Genomic DNA, 18,778 nt, shown 5'->3' with positions numbered 1-18,778 from the left:
TCCGGGTCTCCCCCTGGACTGCCTTTACTTGTTCCACACAGCTTGGATACACTCCGGCTCATAAATCATCACCGCTCAGCCGGTTCAGAAACTGCAGGGCTCGCGGATTCTCCGTCTGCTCCAGCACCTGCTGCGGAGTTCCCTGTTCCAGGATCACGCCGTTGTCCATCAGGATGATCCGGTCAGCCACATCAGCAGCAAACTTCATCTCATGGGTGACGATCACCATTGTCATGCCTTCAGCTGCAAGCTGCTTGATGACCTTCAGCACCTCGCCCACCAGTTCAGGATCGAGCGCTGAAGTCGGCTCATCGAACAGCAGCACTTCGGGATCGACCGCCATCGCCCGGGCAATGGCCACACGCTGCTGCTGGCCGCCGGACAGCTGATGGGGGTAAGCCTCCACTTTATTACTGAGACCTACCTTGGCCAGCAGCTCTATCCCCCGCTTCCTGGCTTCCTCCTTGCTGCGTTTCTGTACAGTAACCTGCCCCTCCATGACATTGCCAAGCGCAGTCATATGCGGAAACAGGTTGTAGGACTGAAAGACCATCCCTGTTTTTTGACGGAGGGCCATCAGTGTCTTATGCGGGATTTTCCTGTTTTGCGTAAATTCAAGGCTTATTTCCCCCAGCGACAGGCTGCCCTGATCCGGTATTTCCAGCAGATTAAAACAGCGAAGCAGCGTTGTTTTGCCGGAGCCGGAGGGCCCGATAATCACCAGAACCTTGCCATGCTCCATGCTGAGATCGATACCTTTTAATACCTGTAGCGAACCAAAGGATTTGTGCAGGCCGTGAATTTCAATCAAGTGATTTCCTCCTTATCTCGCCGAATAACGGTCAAACCGCTGTTCCAGGACATTTTGCAGCGCGGACAGCACGGAGCAGAACAGCAGGTAGAATAATGCAGCCTCACTATAGAGCAGCAGCGGTTCGTAGGTGGTCGCCGTGATCTGCTGCGCTGTTTTGAACATCTCTACGTACGTAATGCTTGCCGCCAGGGAGGTATCCTTTACGAGACTGATAAAAGAGTTCGACAAGGGCGGAACCGATACACGCGCCGCTTGAGGCAGAATAATCCGCCGCAGTGCCTGCCCCCGGCTCATTCCGACGGAAAAGGCAGCTTCCCATTGGCCTTTATGTATGGACAGGATGGCTGCCCGGACAATTTCCGAAGAATAGGCTCCAACACTGAGTGTAAAACCGATTACAGCGGCAATAAAAGGATCCAGCACAATCCCTGCCGCCGGAAGTCCATAAAAGATAATAAAGAGCTGCACCAGAAGCGGTGTCCCGCGGATTACCCAGACGTAGAACCGGGCGATCAGCTTCGGGATTCTCCATGAGGAGAGACGGAACAGCGCGGTAAGAACAGCCAGCAGCAATCCAAGCGCAAAGGAAACAAGCGCCAGCGGAAGGGTATAAGCCACCCCCGCTTTAAACAGGGGCAGCAGTGAATCCATGAAAATCCCAATTTTCCGGTCATCCATCGTTCAGACATCCTTTTTGGACACTCGGCTGCATCTTCGCGCCAGCTCCATTTGTTATTTGGACACATCCGCCCCAAAGTACTTCTCCGAAATTTTCAGATAGGTTCCATCGCTCTTCATTTCAGCCAGCGCATTGCTGACAGCATTAACCAGCTCTTCGTTTCCTTTGAGGAAAACTGCCGCACTTTGCGACCCCTCGGCCGTTTCATCCACCTGTTTGATCTTTGCATCTGGTTTTTGCTTCTTTAAGTCGAGATAGGACAAGCCGTCATTTACGGTCGCATCAATCCGGCCGGAGGTCAGCAGGTCTATGGCCTGGCTGAAGCCATCCACAGCGACGATCTCCGCACCGTTCTCCCGGGCGATATCGGACAGGTTGCTGGTCAGCGATTGACCTGCCTTCTTGCCTTTAAGATCCGCGAAGGCTGTAATATCCTGGTTATCCTCGCGCACGATCAGCACTCCCTTAGAGACGATATACGGCTCAGAGAAATCATATTTCACCTTGCGTTCATCCGTAATCGAAACCTCGTTGAATATCGTATCAAAACGTTTGGCATCCATGCCGGCAAACAGGCCATCCCATTGGGTTTCCACAAATTCGGGTTCCACTCCCAGCCGTTTCGTAATCTCCTTGGCAATCTCCACATCAAAACCGGTAAGTTTGCCCTCTGCATCATGAAAAGTAAACGGAGCATATGTCCCTTCCGTACCAATACGCAGCTTGCCACTCGCTTTAACAGCTTCCAGTGAGTTCTGCCCGGCCGGAGCCGCCGCTCCTTCTGTGGGCGCGGCAGTAGCCGCAGGCGCTGTATTGTTATTATTGCCGCATGCCCCGGCCGGCAGCAGAGTTAGCAGCAGCAGGATAGTCAGGCTAAGCTTCTTCATCACATGAACCCCTTTCAAAATCCCTCTATTTTTCACTGCATGGACACTTGCTTATCTTGCCCAAAAGCACCGCTGCTTCATCAAGTTTTTTGCATCTTCAGTCCGGATCTCTACTTAATACCAGCCGAAACGGTACGGCTCCAGCAAAGAGGCGATTTCCGCCGGTATGATCACGCTGTTCATAACCGGACTGCAGCAATGTGAGCGACTGCTTCTCTTTACAAACTGCCGGGATATGGTATATTAATTAGCAATTGCAAATTCAATATTGACCTGTTATTTCACTAGGGGAGTCGGCCGACTGAGACGGAGCTTTAAGCTCCGGACCCTTGGAACCTGATCTGGATCATACCAGCGGAGGGAAGTGGAGCAGAATTGTTCAGCGGAGCCGCACTAAGCTAACTGACTGTGACGTTCAGACCCATTTATTTCCTCCGGAAATGAATGGGTCTTTCTTGTGTTTGCTGTTGCCGCCGGTCAGGCAAGTATCGTCAAACAAACTACGCCCTCAGGAGGTTTCCACATTCCAATATGCTCACTATAACCAACCTGACTTATTCGTTTGCAGCGACTAGGAATCCGGTATTCTCCGGTCTTTCAATGACCGTCCGCCAAGGCGAATTCATTTCCGTTGTTGGAGCCAGCGGCTGCGGGAAAAGCACACTGTTCAAAATCATTGCCGGCCTGCTAGAGCCGTCCGGCGGTGAAATAACCGTACATGGACGCTGCTCTCCTTCGATACGCTCGCGGCTTGGACAGATCGCTTATATGCCGCAGCAGGACCTGTTGCTGCCTTGGAGGACCGTGCTGGACAATTGCCTGCTTCCCTGGGAGGTGAAGCAGGACTCTAGCCGGCACGAGGCACTCGCCCGGATCCGCGGAATGCTGGACCGCTTTGGCCTTTCCGGCAAGGAAAATGCTTATCCGCAGGAGCTGTCCGGCGGGATGCGCCAGCGGGCCGCCCTGCTGCGCACACTAGCTGCAGGCAACGAACTGCTGCTGCTTGACGAGCCGTTTGGAGCGCTGGACGCGATCACCAAGCGGGAGATGCACCGCTGGCTGCTGGAGCTGTGGGGCGGGCTGGATAAGTCCGTTCTGTTCATCACTCATGATCTTGAAGAAGCGCTGCTGCTCAGCGACCGGATTTATTTGATGACCGGCGGCTCTGGTGGGCTGCAGGAGCTGCTCGTCACTTTGCCGAGACCCAGACATTACAAAATGAATTATGAACCGCAGTTTGTTGCCCTGCGGGAGGATTTGGAGCGTAGATTGCATGAGAGCTCTATGGTATAAGAAACAGCTGCGGACTTATGGCCCCTTTCTACTGCTTGTGGTGCTGCTTATTGCGGCATGGGAGATCACAGCACTGCTGAACATGATCCCTTCATTTATTCTCCCGGCGCCAAGTGCAATCTGGACAGCGCTGATTGAAAAGCGGGGGCTGCTGTTCGGAGAGCATTTGCCCGCCACGTTGCAGGAGACACTGATCGGGTTTGCCCTCTCGGTTGTCTGCGGAACACTGCTGGGTATCGGCATGCATATGTTCGCTCCGCTCGCCAAAGCACTTTATCCCATGCTGATTATCAGCCAGACCATTCCGCTGATTGCGCTCTCACCTATTTTTATTATGTGGTTCGGCTATACCCTGTGGGGCAAGGTTGCTGTCGTCTTTCTGACTGCCTTTTTCCCGGTTGTGGTAGCCGTCTATGACGGCCTGCGGCAAAACGGCAGCCTGTACAGAGACCTGCTTCTGACGCTTGGGGCAAACCGCTGGCAGATATTGCGCAAGACGCAGATTCCGCTGGCGCTGCCCTCCTTTTTCTCCGGACTTAAGCTTTCTATCGTCTACTGTGTGATCGGAGCGACGATCGGGGAATGGCTGGGCGGCAGCCGGGGGCTTGGTTATTTCAGCCGGCGGATGGCCGGCAATCTGCAAAGTGCAGAAATGTTCGCCGCCGTATTGCTGCTGTCCGCTTTGGGTGTAGCCTTGTTTCTCAGTATCGCTGTGCTCGAAAAACTCATTTTGCAGAAAAGAGGATTTTACCGATGACCCATCCTGAGCTGTATCGCAATCCTTCCACACATAAGAAATCACACCGCCTTATTCCATACTTATTGTTGTTATGCCTGCTTACCCTCTTAAGCGGCTGCGTCAGCGCAAAAGACCCGGATACCTCCGCCGCTTCTTCAGAGAATTCCAGCGGCAAACCGCACAAGCTGACTATAATGCTCGACTGGTATCCGAACGCAGTTCATTCCTTCCTGTATGCTGCTCAGCAGAATGGCTATTTTGCCGAAGAAGGGCTGGAGGTGGACATTCAAATGCCAGCGGACAGCAATGATGCTTTGAAGCTTGTCGCCGCAGGCAAAGTCGATCTGGCTCTCAGCTACCAACCACAGGTACTAATGGCGCGGAGTGAAGGAATACCTGTAAAATCTGTCGCAGCGCTCGTAAGGCATCCGCTCAATCATCTTCTGGTCCCCGCAGAGAGCGGGATAACCGGCCCGAAAGAACTCACAGGCAAAAATGCCGGATACTCCTCCATTCCCCTGTATGAAGCGATGCTCCGGACAATGGTCAAATACGACGGAGGCGATCCGGCTTTACTGAACCTGATTGATGTGGGATTCGATCTTATTCCTGCCCTTTCTACCGGACGCGCTGACGGAATTATCGGCGGATTTATTAATCATGAGGCATTGATATTGGAAAAAGAAGGCCACCCCGTCACTTCATTCGATCCGACGGACTACGGAGTGCCGGACTATTATGAGCTTGTGCTTGTTGCCAGTGAACAGGGCTTGTTGGATTCGGAAGATGACTACCGGAAGTTCATGAATGCGGCACGCAAAGGACAGCAATTCGTACAGGAGCAGCCTCAGCAGGCACTTGAAATATTGTTTGCACACGAAGACACTACCGCCCCGCTCGACCAAGCAATCGAGACAAAAAGTCTGGAAATCCTTTTGCCGCTGATGGATGCAGGAAAACTGCCTTTTGGACAGCAGGAGGAGAAATCCTGGGAGAACGTGCACACGTGGCTGTCCGAGAACGGACTGTTGAGCGGAGAAACGGACAGCAAGGAAGCTTTTGTTAATCTGTAGGAGCTAAGTTCAAAGGACCGAAGTTTAGAGATTCATGTATGGGGACTGGACTTATGTATGGGGACTTTTGTATGGGACTTATATCGTGGATCATTCGTTACGGGGACTAATCCAGAGGTAGCGGGAGCAGGATTTTGTCAGTATTTTCGTTCAAAGGCTTACGCAGCAGCGTTATCTGGATACTGTAGGATCTATTTGTTATATGTAGGCTGAATCTAGAGTCCTCGGCATTTAGGTTAATTTCTAAAGGGCATTTTTTGTATTATGAGTGTATTTTCTGTAGCAGATTGCTCCTTATTCTGCGGTGAATCACATTCTGCTGCATTTCATGCAGTAGATTTCTGCATTTCCGAGCAAAAGCCCCTTGTCTGCTAGATTCTGCTGTACAGAGTGCAATAGAAGCTGTTTTGCGGCTGATTTAGGGGCCGTCTGCTGTAGAAAGTACAATAGAATGTGCCTTGGACTGCCGCTTAGAGGGATGATAGAGATGAGAACGGGCATCCGCTGCAACAAAACTTTGAGGAGGACTAATAATGAGTTATTTAGCTAAAGTACGTGAAGCCAATCCGCTTGTGCACAACATCACCAACATTGTGGTGGCCAACTTTACCGCCAACGGGCTGTTGGCCCTGGGCGCTTCTCCCTTCATGGCCGATGCCCATGAGGAGGTGGCGGACATCGCCGCGATGTCGGGAGCTGTCGTGCTTAACATCGGCACGCTGAACGAGCATGCCATCACCTCGATGGTGCTGGCCGGGCAAGCGGCTGGGCGCCATAAGGTACCGCTGGTGCTAGACCCCGTTGGAGCCGGTGCTACCGCCTACCGCACCGAGGTCACGCATAAGCTGGTCCACGAGCTGCACATTACCGCCCTGCGCGGCAATGTTGCTGAGGTGGCCCATGTTGCCGGGGAAAGCTGGGCCATCAAGGGCGTTGACGCCGGTGTCGGCGATGGCGATGTCATCGCATTGGCGAATAAAGCGGCACAAAAGCTGGAATGTGTGGTCATCATTACCGGGAAAGATGACATAATTACCAACGGCATCAGCACCTACGTCGTCAGCAACGGTGATCCCATCCTGACCAAAGTCACCGGTACGGGCTGCTTGCTCAGCGCCGTAGTCGGAGCTTTTCTGGCGGTCAGCGGCGGGTCATGGCTGGAAGCGGCTGCCGAGGCGCTCTCCTTCTATGGTGTCGCGGCCGAGATCGCAGCCGAACGGACAGCTCTTAAAGGCCCCGGCGCCTTCCAGATTGAATTCCTCAACCAGCTGGCCCTGGTCACTCCAGACACCTACAAGGAGAGATCACGGGTACAGCTGCTCACAATATAATGCTTGCGGCAAAGGAGTGGACTACATGACAAAAGTATTCAAAGCGCTGACAATCGCCGGCTCCGACAGCGGCGGCGGCGCAGGCATCCAGGCCGATCTGAAAACATTCCAGGAGCTTGGCGTGTACGGCATGTCGGCACTTACCGCTGTGACTGCACAGAATACTCTCGGAGTACAAGGCGTATATCCGCTCGGATCGGAGGCTGTCACCGCTCAGCTTGATTCCGTCGGAAGCGATCTGCAGCCGGATGCGGTCAAGACCGGCATGCTTTTTAGCGGTGAAATCATCCGCGCCGTTGCCGGGAAGGTACGCCAGTATGGCTGGGATAAGCTGGTGGTTGACCCGGTTATGATCGCCAAAGGCGGCTCACCGCTGCTGCTGCAGGAAGCCGTGCAGGCGCTGATTACCGAATTGCTGCCGCTCTCCCTGGTGGCAACACCTAATATACCGGAAGCGGAAAGTTTGACCGGGATGAAGATTTCCGGCTTGGCGGACCGTGAACAGGCAGCGGTGCTCATCCATTCCATGGGCGCCCGCGTTGTTGTTCTAAAGGGCGGCCATGATGACGGAACGACAGGAGTTCTCGATCTGCTGTATGACGGAAACGAGTTTATCTATCTGGAAAGCCCGCGCATCTCCACGCGGCATACCCATGGAACGGGCTGCACCTTCTCGGCGGCAGCGGCGGCCGGATTGGCACAGGGCAACACCGTTAAGGAAGCAATCCATACCGCGAAAGCTTTTATCCAGGCGGCCATCGAAGACAGTCTTGGCATTGGAGCGGGACATGGGCCGACAAATCATTTTGCTTATGGCAACAGAATGCGGGGAAATGTGAGATGAAGAGAATCGACAGCGAAGAGATGCGCAGGCTCCTGAAGCTGTATTTTATAATGGGCAGTGTCAACTGCCGGATCTCACCAGCAGACACATTGACCCAGGCCATTGAAGGCGGAATTACGCTGTTTCAGTTCCGGGAAAAAGGCCCCGGGGCACTGACTGGAACAGCAGCATTCAATCTGGCCAAACAACTTCAGCAGATATGCCGCGAGCATCGTATCCCCTTCATCGTGAACGATGATATTGAGCTGGCAATCGCGCTTGATGCCGACGGTGTCCATGTGGGACAAGAGGATGAGCCGGCCCGCTCCATCCGTCAGGTGCTCGGTGATCACAAGATCATCGGCGTCTCCGCCCACACACAGCCTGAAGCCCGGCAGGCCATCGCCGATGGCGCAGACTACCTTGGAGTTGGCCCGGTCTATCCGACCTCCTCCAAAGACGATGCTGAGGCGGTGCAAGGCACCCGGGTCATTGAAGAGCTGCGGCGCTGCGGCCTTACCATCCCGCTGGTCGGCATTGGCGGAATTACGCCGGGTAATGCCCAGCCGGTTATCGGAGCCGGAGCCGATGGAGTATCCGTCATCTCAGCCATTGCCCGGGCGGATGACATTAACGCAGCTGCAAAAAATTTGTTGCAGATTATCCGGTATACATGACTTCAGAGCTGCCATTACAAAAAAAGCAGAGACCGTAACAGACGGTCCTGCGTTTTTTTGTTGGGGAAACTTATAACTTAAACCTTCCCATAACTATCGTGTTATAGTAGTTGCCGTCAGAAAGAATCCGGTCCTTCGTGATGACCCCTTCGATTTCAAAACCGAACTTTTTATACAGCTGCACAGCTTTTTCGTTTGTTTCCAATACATATAATATGATCTTAGTGATTCCGTTCGCGTCCGCCCAAGCAAGCGACTGTTCCAAAAGATGTTTCCCGATGCCAAACCCCCAATACTCCCGCGCTGCACAGATTCCGAATTCCACTTTATGCGAGAATCTTGTAAGATGATTCCCCTCACATCTCGAAAATGCCACAATTTTGTCCTCAGCTTCCGCCACTAAAAATAAGTTTCTGTCATCTTCCGTATCCCGGGCGATCAATTGTTCAAAGCCGGAAGTGTCGATAACTCCCTCACCCTGAACTCTGTCCATATTTTCGGTTTCGCCGTCAATCTGCAGCCTTAATTGCGATAAATTCGCTGCATCTGCAGGGTCGGCGGATCTGATAATGTAGCTTAAGCCTTTTACCTCAAAACCTTTTTGGTCAATGTTCATGCTTTACTCCTTTATACAGTGGTAGGTAAATTATAGCATTTACATCCCGCTGTTTCAGGTGTATTATTAGTTTACTTTGTTAACTGTTCACAAACGTAACTATATTCAGTAAAGGGGGTCCGCACACATGATTGATCCGCAGCAGACGAGTGAGGTTTATCATTCCTTTTTCGCGGTGTCCCGCCAGCTCAAGAAGCTTGCACACCAAAGTGCAGCAAAACTGGGGCTGACGGTGCATCAGCTCGGCATCCTGAACTCTATTCAAGACAATCCGGGCCAATCACAGAAGGAAGTTACCGAACGGCTGGTTTTTGCCAAGAGCCGGGTAAGCACTCACATTGATGCTCTGGCAGAGAAAAATTTGGTCACCCGGGTCATTTCGGAACAGGACCGCAGAGAAACCAAACTCTATATTACTCCTGCCGGAGAAGAGCTGTGCAAGCGGTACAACGGGGAGGCTTTTTCCTATAAAGTACTGGAATCGGCACTGGAGCAGTTTTCCGGGGAAGAGATTGACACCCTCCTGCGGATGAACAGACAACTGCTCGACAAGCTGGCGTTGGCACAGGAGCAAGAGACTTAACAACAAAATTCCACACAAAGCTGGTGATGTGTAATGTCAAGAGGTTTTGGTGCAGCAGGATTTGGCGGCGGACCTGGGCATGGCAAGCTAAAATTTGATGATGAGCTGCATCCGAAGATTTCCAAGCAGCTTCTGCTGCGGATTTCCAAGTATTTTCTTCCCTACTGGAAGCAAACGCTGCTGGTTATGATCGTATTATGTGTTTCTGCAGTTCTGGGGCTTTTGCCGCCCATCCTGATCCAGCATATTATCGACCAGGCGCTGCCGGACAAAAATCTGCATCTGCTGTTGTTGCTGGTCCTGGCTTCACTAAGCGCAACCGTTGTCTCGGGACTGCTGGGAGTGCTGCAAAATTATTTGAATTCTTTTATATCGCAAAATATCGTCCATGATATGAAAAACCAGATGTACAGTCATCTCCAGCGGATGCCGCTGCAGTTCTACTCCAGTGTCAAACAGGGGGAAGTCATCACCCGGATGACTAGCGATATCTCGGGAATTCAAGGTGTGTTCAGCAACACGATTGTTAATTTTGCCAGCAATTTATTTATCCTTGCCACGACTGCGGTGACGCTCTTTATTATGAACTGGAAGCTGGCGCTGCTTGGAATATTTGTTATTCCTCTATTCATACTGCCTACGCGTAAAATGGGCAATTTGAGCTGGAAGCTGGCTAAAAAAACACAGGAGAAATTCTCTGAACAGAATGAAGTCATTGAGGAAACGTTAAGTATCAGCGGCTATTTATTAATGAAGCTGTTCACCAAAGAAGAAGCGGAATATTCAAATTTCAAAACGATTAATGCAGAAGCTACACATCTGCAAATCCGCCAATCCATGGCCGGACGCTGGTTCATGATGGTCCTCTCCACCTTTACCAGCATTGGACCGCTGCTGATCTACTTGTATGGCGGATATCTGTTCATCCAAGGTGAGCTAACAGTCGGTACGATCATCACTTTTGTCGCCTTACTCGGCAGACTGTACGGGCCGGTCTTGCAAATGACGAATTTGTATGTCGATATTAAACGCTCCGCAGCGCTTTTTGAGCGAATCTTTGATTATTTTGACATGGATCCACAGATTGTCGATTCTCCGCTTGCCCTGCACATCAACGCTTCCGGGAAGGACATCGAATTCTGTGACGTAAACTTCGCTTATCAGCAGGATAAACCGGCGCTTCGCCATATTTCCTTCACTGCTGCTGCCGGAACCCTAACCGCCCTCGTCGGGCCCAGCGGTGCCGGCAAAACAACAATCACGAACCTCATCCCGCGCCTCTATGAGCTTGATTCCGGTGCAATCACCATCGGCGGCAAGGATATCCGCGATTTCACACTGGACTCGCTTCGCTCACAGATTGGTCTGGTGACGCAGGATACCTATCTGTTCAACGGAACGATCAAGGAAAATTTGTTGTACGCAAATCCAGAGGCCAGCGAAGCAGAGATCATGGATGCCTGCAGATCCGCTTATATTCATGATTTTATTATGGAATTGCCTGAGGGTTATGATACGGTTGTGGGTAACCGGGGCATTAAACTGTCCGGCGGTGAAAAGCAGCGAATCTCCATTGCCCGGGTGCTGCTCAAAAATCCGCCGATTATCATCATGGATGAGGCCACATCCTCGCTCGATACGGTGTCGGAATACTATATCCAGCAGGCCATGCATGTACTGCTCCTGAACAAGACCAGCCTCGTCATCGCTCATCGGCTGTCCACGATTATGGCCGCTGATACGATTCTGGTGGTGAAGGCCGGCGCGATCGTCGAAGAAGGCACACATGACTCGCTGCTGAAGAATGACGGGGTCTACAGGGATTTGTATAACAAGCAATTTGAACCGAAGATACTGTCGTGAGGATCTCTGATTCAAGTGGAAGCGTATAAATGCTTATATTCATAAAAATCCGCACAGCCCGCTGAGAGTAGCGTTCTGATGCGGATTTTTTCGCCTGCATTCAGCTGTTGCTTATCCATTCAGCCGGGAAAAAAGCTCCTCCCGCTCTTCCTCGCCCAAATGTCTCCAATGTCCCCGTTCCAGTCCGTGCAGACTAATATTCATAATCCGTATCCGCTTCAGTCTAAGCACTCTGTAGCCCAGCTCTTTGCACATGCGGCGAATTTGCAGGTTCAGTCCTTGGGTCAAAATGATTCCGAACTCATATTCACTAACCGCATAGGTCACGCAAGGTTTGGTCACCGTTCCCAGAATCGCGACACCGGAGGACATGTCCTGCAGGAAGGTTTCACTCACCGGTTTATCCACAGTTACCCTGTATTCCTTCTCGTGTCCATTCTCTGAACGCATCATGGTGTTCACGATTTCTCCGTCATTGGTCATCAGGATCAGACCTTCGGAATGTTTGTCCAGACGGCCGACAGCAAAGATCCGTGAGGGATAACCGACAAAATCTATAATATTGCCCTCCACCTGCCGCGCAGCGGTACAAGTGATCCCAACAGGCTTATTGAGTGCCAGATATACAGGTTTCTCCTTGCTGGGGGTTACGGTCTGTCCGTCAATCGCTACAACATCCCCCGGCTCTACGGTGGCACCCGGTTCACAAACCTCTCCATTGACAGAAATCCGCCCGGCGGTGATCATCCGGTTCGTTTCTCTGCGCGAGTAAAGACCCGTTTCGCTGATATACTTATTAATTCTCATGCTGATCCCGCTTCCGTCCCGGAAATGAAAAACATCTGATTTCAGCGTACAAAATCAGATGCTTCAGTTCACATAATCTATGAGCACTACGCTCTGTTATTTGCTGCGACCGGATGGAGTTCCCCCGCTGCTCTTGGCAGCAGCATTTCCTTTGCTTCCTTGGCTACCGGGAGCTACACCTTTCGGTTTCACCGGCTTCGCTGTTTTGTTCCAGCGCGTCCAGCCCTTGCTGCCTGTTCCTCTGCCTGTGCCGCCGCCTTTGCTTTTTGCCACAATATCACTCCGTCAGTATTCAGTTTTCGCCTTGCATTTCTCTATCTTACCATTACTATAGGCAATGTGTCAGGAAAATACACAAACAACCCGCCGGAACGAGTCCGGCGGGTTGTTATTCAGCGGATGAAATTCAGTAGTTCAGGCGGTTTATTTCGGCTGAATATAACCTTCAGCCTTCAGCAGCTCGGCAATCAGCACAGCTCCTCCGGCAGCGCCTCTCACAGTGTTGTGAGACAGGCCAACGAATTTATAGTCGTACAGCGAATCCTCGCGGAGTCTGCCGGCAGAAATGCCCATGCCGTTCTCGATATCTCTGTCGAGCTGAGTCTGAGGACGGTTATCTTCTTCGAAGTAGGTGATGAATTGTTTTGGTGCGCTTGGCAGTTCCAGTTCCTGCGGACGTCCTTTGTAGCTGTTCCAGCGTTCAAGAATTTCTTCCTTGGACGGCTTCTGCTCAAAGGAGGCAAATACTGCAGCCATATGGCCGTCAGCGACAGGCACACGGATACATTGTGAAGTGATCACCGGCTGTTCGCTCTTGACAATCCCTCCGTCCGTAACCGTTCCCCAGATCCGCAGCGGCTCCTGCTCGCTCTTCTCTTCTTCGCCGCCGATGAACGGAATCACGTTATCCACCATCTCCGGCCAATCAGCAAACGTTTTGCCGGCCCCGGAAATCGCCTGATAAGTTGTCACGACAACCTTCGAAGGCTTAAACTCGTTCAGTGCATGCAGCATCCCCACGTAGCTCTGGATCGAACAGTTCGGTTTCACAGCGATGAACCCGGTTTCCGTACCCAGACGTTTGCGCTGCTGTGCAATGACCTCAAGATGCTCCGGGTTGATTTCCGGTACCACCATTGGAACATCCGGAGTCCAGCGGTGCGCAGAGTTGTTAGAGATTACCGGCGTGCCGGTACGCGCATAAGCTTCTTCCAGCGCCTTGATCTCTTCCTTCTTCATATCCACGGCGCAGAAGATCAAATCGACATCCGCAGCCACTTCCTCTACCTTGGAAGCATCCTGTACCATGATGCCCTTCACGGCTTCAGGCATAGGTGTAGACAGCTTCCATCTGCCTTTGACCGATTGTTCATACGTTTTGCCTGCCGAATTGGCACTGGCGGCAATAGCTGTCACCTGAAACCAGGGATGATTCTCAAGGAGTGCAATAAACCGTTGACCCACCATACCGGTACCGCCGACGATACCCGCTCTTAACTTACTTGACATAAGAAATTCATTTCCTTTCAAGCAGCTCCTATTGATAGGTGCTTTTTAATAACCGATTATAAATGATATACGCAGCTTACACAATATGTGAACGAAAAGTAAGTATTTCCTTTAATAAATATAGCCCATTCATTCAGGAATTTCACAATCTCCTGAAGAGTCCGCTGGTATGGAATATTATTATAAACTTGAGGAAAGGGAGCGATGGAGGGGAAGTTTGGAACTGTAGGAGCGATAGCGACCGCCTTTGTCTTCGGATTTCAACCGCGAGCAGCGGTGGTCATAATCAAGAAATCCGAAGACAACAGCGGCCGGAAGTCCAAACATTACCCGCAGTCGTGACTGAACCTTTACTCTAAACATTTCAGTTCAATCTATCTCGCCCTTCAAACCGAACCAGACGCGATTATGAAGCTCCCAGACGTTTGGCCAGCTCGCCCAAATCCTGTCCCTTCAGTGCGCCTTCGACCAGTGCCGGCAGCAACGCAGGCGTGCAGGCAAAACACGGGGTTCCATCCCGTGACAGCTGCGCCGCCAGACGTTCATCATAGGAAGGTTTCCCTTCATCCGACAGAGCCAGCAGGGTCATCGTCCGGACTCCCGCCTCGCGCAGCTCGCGCATCCGCCGTACCAGCCCGGCCTGATTGCCGTTCTCATACAGATCCGAGACGATGATAAAGAGTGTCTTCTTAGGCTCTTCAATGAACTGCTCACAGTACTTCACCGATTTATGGATATCCGTACCGCCGCCCAGCTGAATGCCGAACAGCATGTCTACGGGATCATTGGCGCATTGTTCGGTAAGATCGACAACCTCTGTATCAAAAGCTACTACACGGGTGTTAAGTGCCGGGATGCTGGCGAAGATCGAGCCGATGACCGAAGCCCAGATAATGGAGTCGGCCATGGAACCGCTCTGGTCAATGTCAACAATTACCGTCCACTCTTTGCTGCGGCGCGCCCGGTCAAAATAATAAAACCGCTCGGGGATAATGATCCGTCGTTCCGAGTCATAATGTTTCAGGTTCCGCTGTATTGTCAGCTTCCAGTCCAGCCCGCTGAGCGATGGCAGAGGAGAGTGCTGCCGCTTATTCAAAGCCCCTGTCACTGCCCGGCGGATATCCGTCTCCAGCAGCTTGACCAGTTCGTCGACCAGTGCCTGAACCAGCATTCTTGCTGTGTCTTTGGTCTTTTCCGGGATCTTGCCCTTTAGTGATAGAAGGGTACCAATAAGCTTGATATCCGGCTTCACGGCAGCCAGCAGCTCCGGCTCGAACAGCAGCTGCTTCCAGCCCTTGCGCTCCATCGCATCGCTCTGAATAATCGAAACTACATCTTCCGGGAAAAAATTGCGCACATCCCCAAGCCATTTCGAAAGGTGGACTGCGCTCCGCCCCGTTCCGGCACCTTTGCCCTTGGCAGTGCCGGCATTCCCGGAGCTGCTGCCGGCACCGGTCTCATCATAGATGGCAGCAAGCGCTGCATCCATAATCAATTCCTCTTCTGTCAGCGCAAGCCTGCCGCCTTCACCATAGCCTGACAACGCTTCTTCCGCTTCCTGACCCAGAATCAGCCGCCAGCGGGATACCGTATTCTCCTGCCTGTTCTCCGCCGTCATCTAAAAGTCACCGAAGTCAAAATCATTTAGCTCATCCAGCATTTTGGCCTCTTCCTCCTTCAGCTCCCCGGTGAGAATCTCTGCGGCCTGCTCCACATTCACACCCCACAGCTCGCCCAGCAGCTCGGAAATCATCGTCTTCTCCCGTGGAGAGAAGGTGCTGAATGCCCGGCGCAGAAAGACGAGTGCACGCTTGAATTCATCATCCGCAAGAGCATTGATATAGTTGTTCAGCTGTTCCCACAGGCTCATGCGCGACAGCAGTCCGTACCGGTTGCGCATGGAGAGCCCTTCAAACCAGCCGGCTCCAAGATCGGCCGGTATCCCCGGAGATAATCTGCGCGACACTTCCGCTGCGACTTCCTCCGCAGAAATTGCAGCCCGCTCCATCAGAATGGCGCAGGCGAAGCCGGACAGCCGCGGATTGCGGTCATCCCGCTCTGCTAGCTGCTGCAGCTCCTGCAGCCATAAACCTTCATCGAGCGTTTCGCCATGCTCAAGTGAAATCCCGTTCAGCTCATTGATGGCAGTCAGCATATTGCCGGCCGCTTCGTCGTTGCAGCCGCTGGCATCCAGCAGGAACAGGCAGCCGCGCCGGAACAACTCCTCCATCAGCGGTACCAGCGGCGCGGTATCCACCTTGCGGATATCGCCAAAGCTGATAATCGTCGACAACTCGCTGGCGGCGGCTGCGATGCCGACCACATCCCGGCTGAGGGCAGCCAGATTCTGCAGCACTCTGCTGGCCTCCTCCATCTGGGCAGTCATGCCGCATTGGCAGGCAATCCGGATGAGCGCCGAAGCTTCGGCGATGGAGCGGCATTCCTGCAGCCGTTCACGCAGCACATAGGCTCCGGCCACTTCCACCGTCTCTCCCAGCAAGGTGGATTCTACAACCTGTATCTCCACCTCGGGCGACCACTGGATCACCCAGTGCTCAGCCCAGGTAGCTCCTTCCTGACCGCTTGGCCGGTTCTTGGCAAATGAAATGCCGAGCAGAGTGAGCCGGTGGAACAGCACAGAACGGTGCAGGTCCAGATAGGCTGCCTCAACGCTTGACACTCTGCGGTTCTCCCTGAGATCAAGCGACAGTTCACTGGCTACCGTCGATTTATATTTCTCCAGTTTATAACGTTTAAGCAGCCTGTTCAGATCATCCTGAATCGGAGTCTGGCTGACCCCTTCGGCAAGGCTGCCAATGGCTGTGCCAACGTCTACTCTGGCCAGAGCTTCGGCTACAACCGACAGCTCACCGTGGCCGAGAAGCGTCTGTGCGGCATCGCGCAGATCCCGCAGCGTGGGTGCACTGCCGCCGTGCAGCGATGCCAGCGACTCCGCCAGCCGGACCGCTTCAATAACCTCTGCGGTTGAGCGGTGTGTGCCGGAGCCGCGCACACGGCGCGCCACCGAAGACAGGTACAGATGCGGCAGCTCCTCCGGCCGCCCGGCTGCCATGGCTTCCCACATCATTTGGAAATAATGGGGGGCCCCGTTCCCCGCGCCATAGCCGGACATCGTGGACAGCTTGTAATACGAATAAGGCATCAGCGTCAGCTTCGTACTGCGTGAAGGCAGCGCAGCCAGTTCTTCATCACTCATGCTCTCCGTAAGATCGGCCAGAGCCGAAGCATGGTAGGCACCACAGATGACGACGATCTTCTGCGGCTCATGCCCGGCGGCAATCATCTTCTTGATCTGCCGCCTCATATAAGACTCACGCAGCGCATTGTAGGCATATTCGGACGGCTGCTCCCGCAGCTCCTTCTCTTCCGCCAGTTCACGCATTTGCGCGGAGAAGGATAGGACCGCTGCACGGTATGCCCCGGCATTCGCATTATGCTCGTAATTACGCTCCCAGTACATGTCATAATCATACTCGCCTGCCAGCCGGGCAATCCGGCTGTAGAGCGATTCTTCGTCCTGCATTACTGCTGCAGAAGGCTCTTCGGCTTCAACAGCAGCGGGCTTAGCTTCCTGCCCGCTGCCCCGCTGCTGTCTCTTCATATCCTGCAAGCCCAGCGTTACCGAAGAAGGAAAATCAATAAATAACGCCTCCGCTCCATTCTCCTTAGCCCACTTCATGCCCTGATATTCCGGAGAATAGACGGCAAAGGGCCAGAGAACGGTACGCACCGGCAGCTCATCAGTAAAGGCTAAAATCGCCACCGGAGGTTTCGTAACTTTATGAGTCAGATGGCGGATTTCATCGGAAGCATCGCTAGGACCTTCGATCAGCACCGCTGTCGGCTGAAGCTGATCCAGGTATTCCAGCAGATGCTTTGCGCCGCCCGGTGACAGATGCCGCACCCCGAAAATATGCACTCCAGCTTCAGCAGCCTTAATCACTCGTTCATCTCCTTACAAGCCTGGTACAGGCCGCGCCACTCTGCTCCTTTTTTCTTCATCACATTGTCCAGGTATTCCTTCCAGACCAGTTTATCCTTATCATCATCCTTGACAATCGCTCCCTGAAGTCCGGCAGCCAGATCATCGTCAGTCAGCTCGCCGCTGCCGAAGCTTGCCGCCAGCGCCATACTGTTGGTCAGCAGCGAAATGGCTTCTGCCGTAGAGATAACCCCAGCCGGTGACTTCACCTTCTCCTTCTTGTCTAACGTCATGCCGCTGCGCAGTTCCCGGAAGATGGTAACTACCTTCAGCAGTGCCTCATCCGCCGGAACGGAAGCTTGCAGCTCATACGAAGAAGCAATTTCAGCAACCCGCTTCTTCACGATGGCCAGCTCCGTCTCAAGATCGGAAGGCGCCGGCAGCACAATAATATTGAACCGCCGTTTGAGTGCGGCGGACATTTCGTTGACTCCGCGGTCCCGCGTGTTGGCTGTGGCAATAATGGAAAAGCCCTTGCGGGCGCCCGCCTCCTTGCCCAATTCCGGAACAGAGATCGTCTTCTCCGACAGAATGGAGATCAGCGCATCCTGCACCTCGGAAGCACAGCGGGAGATTTCCTCGAAGCGGGCAATTCCGCCGTCCTCCATGGCGCGCATGATCGGACTCTTAACCAGCGCTTCCGGAGTAGGACCATTCGCCAGGAGCATCGCATAATTCCAGGAATAACGCACATGCTCTTCACTGGTTCCGGCGGTCCCTTGCACAACAAGCCCCGAGTTGCCGTAGATCGCCGCCGCCAGATTCTCAGACAGCCAGGATTTGGCTGTTCCCGGCTCACCGATCAGAAGCAGCGCCCGGTCAGTGACCAGGGTGGCAACCGCCATTTCAATCAACCTTGAGTTGCCGATATATTTCGGTGTAATGATCGTTTTCCCGGCTTTGCCGCCAGTTATGAAGGTCAGCACCGCCCGGGGAGACATCTGCCAGCCGGCAGGAATCTTCCCTTTGTCCTCCTTGCGCAGCGCTTCCAGTTCCTCACGATATAATACCTCCGCAGGCAGCCGCATGTAATCCTGAAGCTGCTCTTGTCCCGTTGACATATACTCATCTCCCTCTAATG

General features: G+C 53.0%; 19 protein-coding genes and 1 riboswitch. Of the genes, 9 read left to right on the top strand and 10 right to left on the bottom strand.

Annotated elements, in window-relative coordinates:
* Window positions 1-58: 58 nt before the first annotated feature.
* From NSS79_RS14440 to NSS79_RS14430, 3 genes are read right to left on the bottom strand one after another with little or no spacing between them, the layout of a single operon-like run.
* Complete coding sequence (locus NSS79_RS14440) at window positions 59-811, bottom strand: amino acid ABC transporter ATP-binding protein (RefSeq protein ID WP_342439850.1); 753 nt, start codon at window positions 809-811, stop codon at window positions 59-61.
* 12 nt (window positions 812-823) lie between these two features.
* Entirely contained in the window at window positions 824-1,492 is a 669-nt protein-coding gene (locus tag NSS79_RS14435; protein WP_038590815.1) for an amino acid ABC transporter permease, read from the bottom strand.
* A gap of 54 nt (window positions 1,493-1,546) precedes the next feature.
* Window positions 1,547-2,380, bottom strand: a complete 834-nt coding sequence (locus NSS79_RS14430) for an amino acid ABC transporter substrate-binding protein (RefSeq protein WP_342439849.1) — start codon at window positions 2,378-2,380, stop codon at window positions 1,547-1,549.
* Between the two features lie 276 nt (window positions 2,381-2,656).
* Window positions 2,657-2,760, top strand: a riboswitch (TPP riboswitch).
* A 151-nt stretch (window positions 2,761-2,911) separates the two neighbouring features.
* On the opposite strand from NSS79_RS14430, the gene NSS79_RS14425 reads away from it, so the two are divergent.
* The 6 genes from NSS79_RS14425 to thiE all read left to right on the top strand — a co-directional run bounded on the left by NSS79_RS14425 (window position 2,912) and on the right by thiE (window position 8,316).
* Window positions 2,912-3,673 (top strand): ABC transporter ATP-binding protein, encoded by a 762-nt coding sequence (locus NSS79_RS14425; protein WP_342439848.1) that lies wholly within the window; start codon window positions 2,912-2,914, stop codon window positions 3,671-3,673.
* Complete coding sequence (locus NSS79_RS14420; RefSeq protein ID WP_342439847.1) at window positions 3,654-4,430, top strand: ABC transporter permease; 777 nt, start codon at window positions 3,654-3,656, stop codon at window positions 4,428-4,430. The genes NSS79_RS14425 and NSS79_RS14420 overlap by 20 nt, the downstream gene beginning before the upstream one ends.
* Window positions 4,427-5,485, top strand: a complete 1,059-nt coding sequence (locus NSS79_RS14415) for an ABC transporter substrate-binding protein (RefSeq protein WP_342439846.1) — start codon at window positions 4,427-4,429, stop codon at window positions 5,483-5,485. Before NSS79_RS14420 ends, NSS79_RS14415 begins: the two co-directional genes overlap by 4 nt.
* A gap of 533 nt (window positions 5,486-6,018) precedes the next feature.
* Entirely contained in the window at window positions 6,019-6,816 is a 798-nt protein-coding gene (gene thiM / locus NSS79_RS14410) for a hydroxyethylthiazole kinase (protein ID WP_342439845.1), read from the top strand.
* 25 nt (window positions 6,817-6,841) lie between these two features.
* A complete protein-coding gene (gene thiD, locus NSS79_RS14405; protein ID WP_342439844.1) occupies window positions 6,842-7,660 on the top strand; it encodes a bifunctional hydroxymethylpyrimidine kinase/phosphomethylpyrimidine kinase in 819 nt (272 codons plus the stop codon).
* On the top strand, window positions 7,657-8,316 hold the full coding sequence (gene thiE / locus NSS79_RS14400) for a thiamine phosphate synthase (RefSeq protein ID WP_342439843.1): 660 nt from the start codon (window positions 7,657-7,659) through the stop codon (window positions 8,314-8,316). Before thiD ends, thiE begins: the two co-directional genes overlap by 4 nt.
* 70 nt (window positions 8,317-8,386) lie before the next feature.
* On the opposite strand, the gene NSS79_RS14395 is transcribed toward thiE, so the two are convergent.
* The gene (locus NSS79_RS14395) at window positions 8,387-8,932 is read right to left on the bottom strand and encodes a GNAT family N-acetyltransferase (RefSeq protein ID WP_342439842.1); all 546 of its coding nucleotides are present in this window, start codon (window positions 8,930-8,932) and stop codon (window positions 8,387-8,389) included.
* Window positions 8,933-9,059: 127 nt separating this feature from the next.
* Between NSS79_RS14395 and NSS79_RS14390 the strand changes: the two genes are divergently transcribed.
* Both NSS79_RS14390 and NSS79_RS14385 read left to right on the top strand, forming a co-directional pair.
* Window positions 9,060-9,515 (top strand): MarR family winged helix-turn-helix transcriptional regulator, encoded by a 456-nt coding sequence (locus tag NSS79_RS14390; RefSeq protein ID WP_342439841.1) that lies wholly within the window; start codon window positions 9,060-9,062, stop codon window positions 9,513-9,515.
* Between the two features lie 33 nt (window positions 9,516-9,548).
* Window positions 9,549-11,378: an ABC transporter ATP-binding protein gene (locus NSS79_RS14385; protein WP_342439840.1), complete on the top strand. Its 1,830-nt coding sequence runs from the start codon at window positions 9,549-9,551 to the stop codon at window positions 11,376-11,378.
* 111 nt (window positions 11,379-11,489) lie between these two features.
* On the opposite strand, the gene NSS79_RS14380 is transcribed toward NSS79_RS14385, so the two are convergent.
* From NSS79_RS14380 to asd, 3 genes are all read right to left on the bottom strand, one after another.
* The gene (locus NSS79_RS14380) at window positions 11,490-12,185 is read right to left on the bottom strand and encodes a pseudouridine synthase (RefSeq protein WP_342439839.1); all 696 of its coding nucleotides are present in this window, start codon (window positions 12,183-12,185) and stop codon (window positions 11,490-11,492) included.
* 96 nt (window positions 12,186-12,281) lie between these two features.
* On the bottom strand, window positions 12,282-12,461 hold the full coding sequence (locus NSS79_RS14375; protein WP_038590786.1) for a DUF3934 family protein: 180 nt from the start codon (window positions 12,459-12,461) through the stop codon (window positions 12,282-12,284).
* Window positions 12,462-12,608: 147 nt separating this feature from the next.
* Window positions 12,609-13,694 carry an aspartate-semialdehyde dehydrogenase gene (asd, locus tag NSS79_RS14370; RefSeq protein WP_342439838.1) on the bottom strand — a complete coding sequence of 362 codons (1,086 nt, stop codon included), beginning with the start codon at window positions 13,692-13,694 and terminating at the stop codon, window positions 12,609-12,611.
* A 204-nt stretch (window positions 13,695-13,898) separates the two neighbouring features.
* Between asd and NSS79_RS14365 the strand changes: the two genes are divergently transcribed.
* Window positions 13,899-14,036 (top strand): hypothetical protein, encoded by a 138-nt coding sequence (locus NSS79_RS14365; RefSeq protein WP_342439837.1) that lies wholly within the window; start codon window positions 13,899-13,901, stop codon window positions 14,034-14,036.
* Between the two features lie 64 nt (window positions 14,037-14,100).
* Here NSS79_RS14365 and NSS79_RS14360 read toward each other — a convergent pair whose 3' ends face one another.
* The 3 genes from NSS79_RS14360 to NSS79_RS14350 are packed head-to-tail and all read right to left on the bottom strand — an operon-like array spanning window position 14,101 to window position 18,758.
* Window positions 14,101-15,312 carry a VWA domain-containing protein gene (locus NSS79_RS14360; RefSeq protein WP_038590780.1) on the bottom strand — a complete coding sequence of 404 codons (1,212 nt, stop codon included), beginning with the start codon at window positions 15,310-15,312 and terminating at the stop codon, window positions 14,101-14,103.
* A complete protein-coding gene (locus NSS79_RS14355) occupies window positions 15,313-17,658 on the bottom strand; it encodes a DUF5682 family protein (protein ID WP_342439836.1) in 2,346 nt (781 codons plus the stop codon). It abuts the gene before it with no gap.
* Window positions 17,655-18,758, bottom strand: coding sequence for an AAA family ATPase (locus tag NSS79_RS14350; protein WP_076111361.1), 1,104 nt, complete (start codon window positions 18,756-18,758; stop codon window positions 17,655-17,657). The genes NSS79_RS14355 and NSS79_RS14350 overlap by 4 nt, the downstream gene beginning before the upstream one ends.
* Window positions 18,759-18,778: the final 20 nt, after the last annotated feature.

Origin of the sequence: Paenibacillus sp. FSL L8-0436 (genome assembly GCF_038593025.1) — a bacterium.
Lineage (GTDB): Bacteria > Bacillota > Bacilli > Paenibacillales > Paenibacillaceae > Paenibacillus_AQ.
This window is presented reverse-complemented; position numbering and strand designations above follow the sequence as displayed.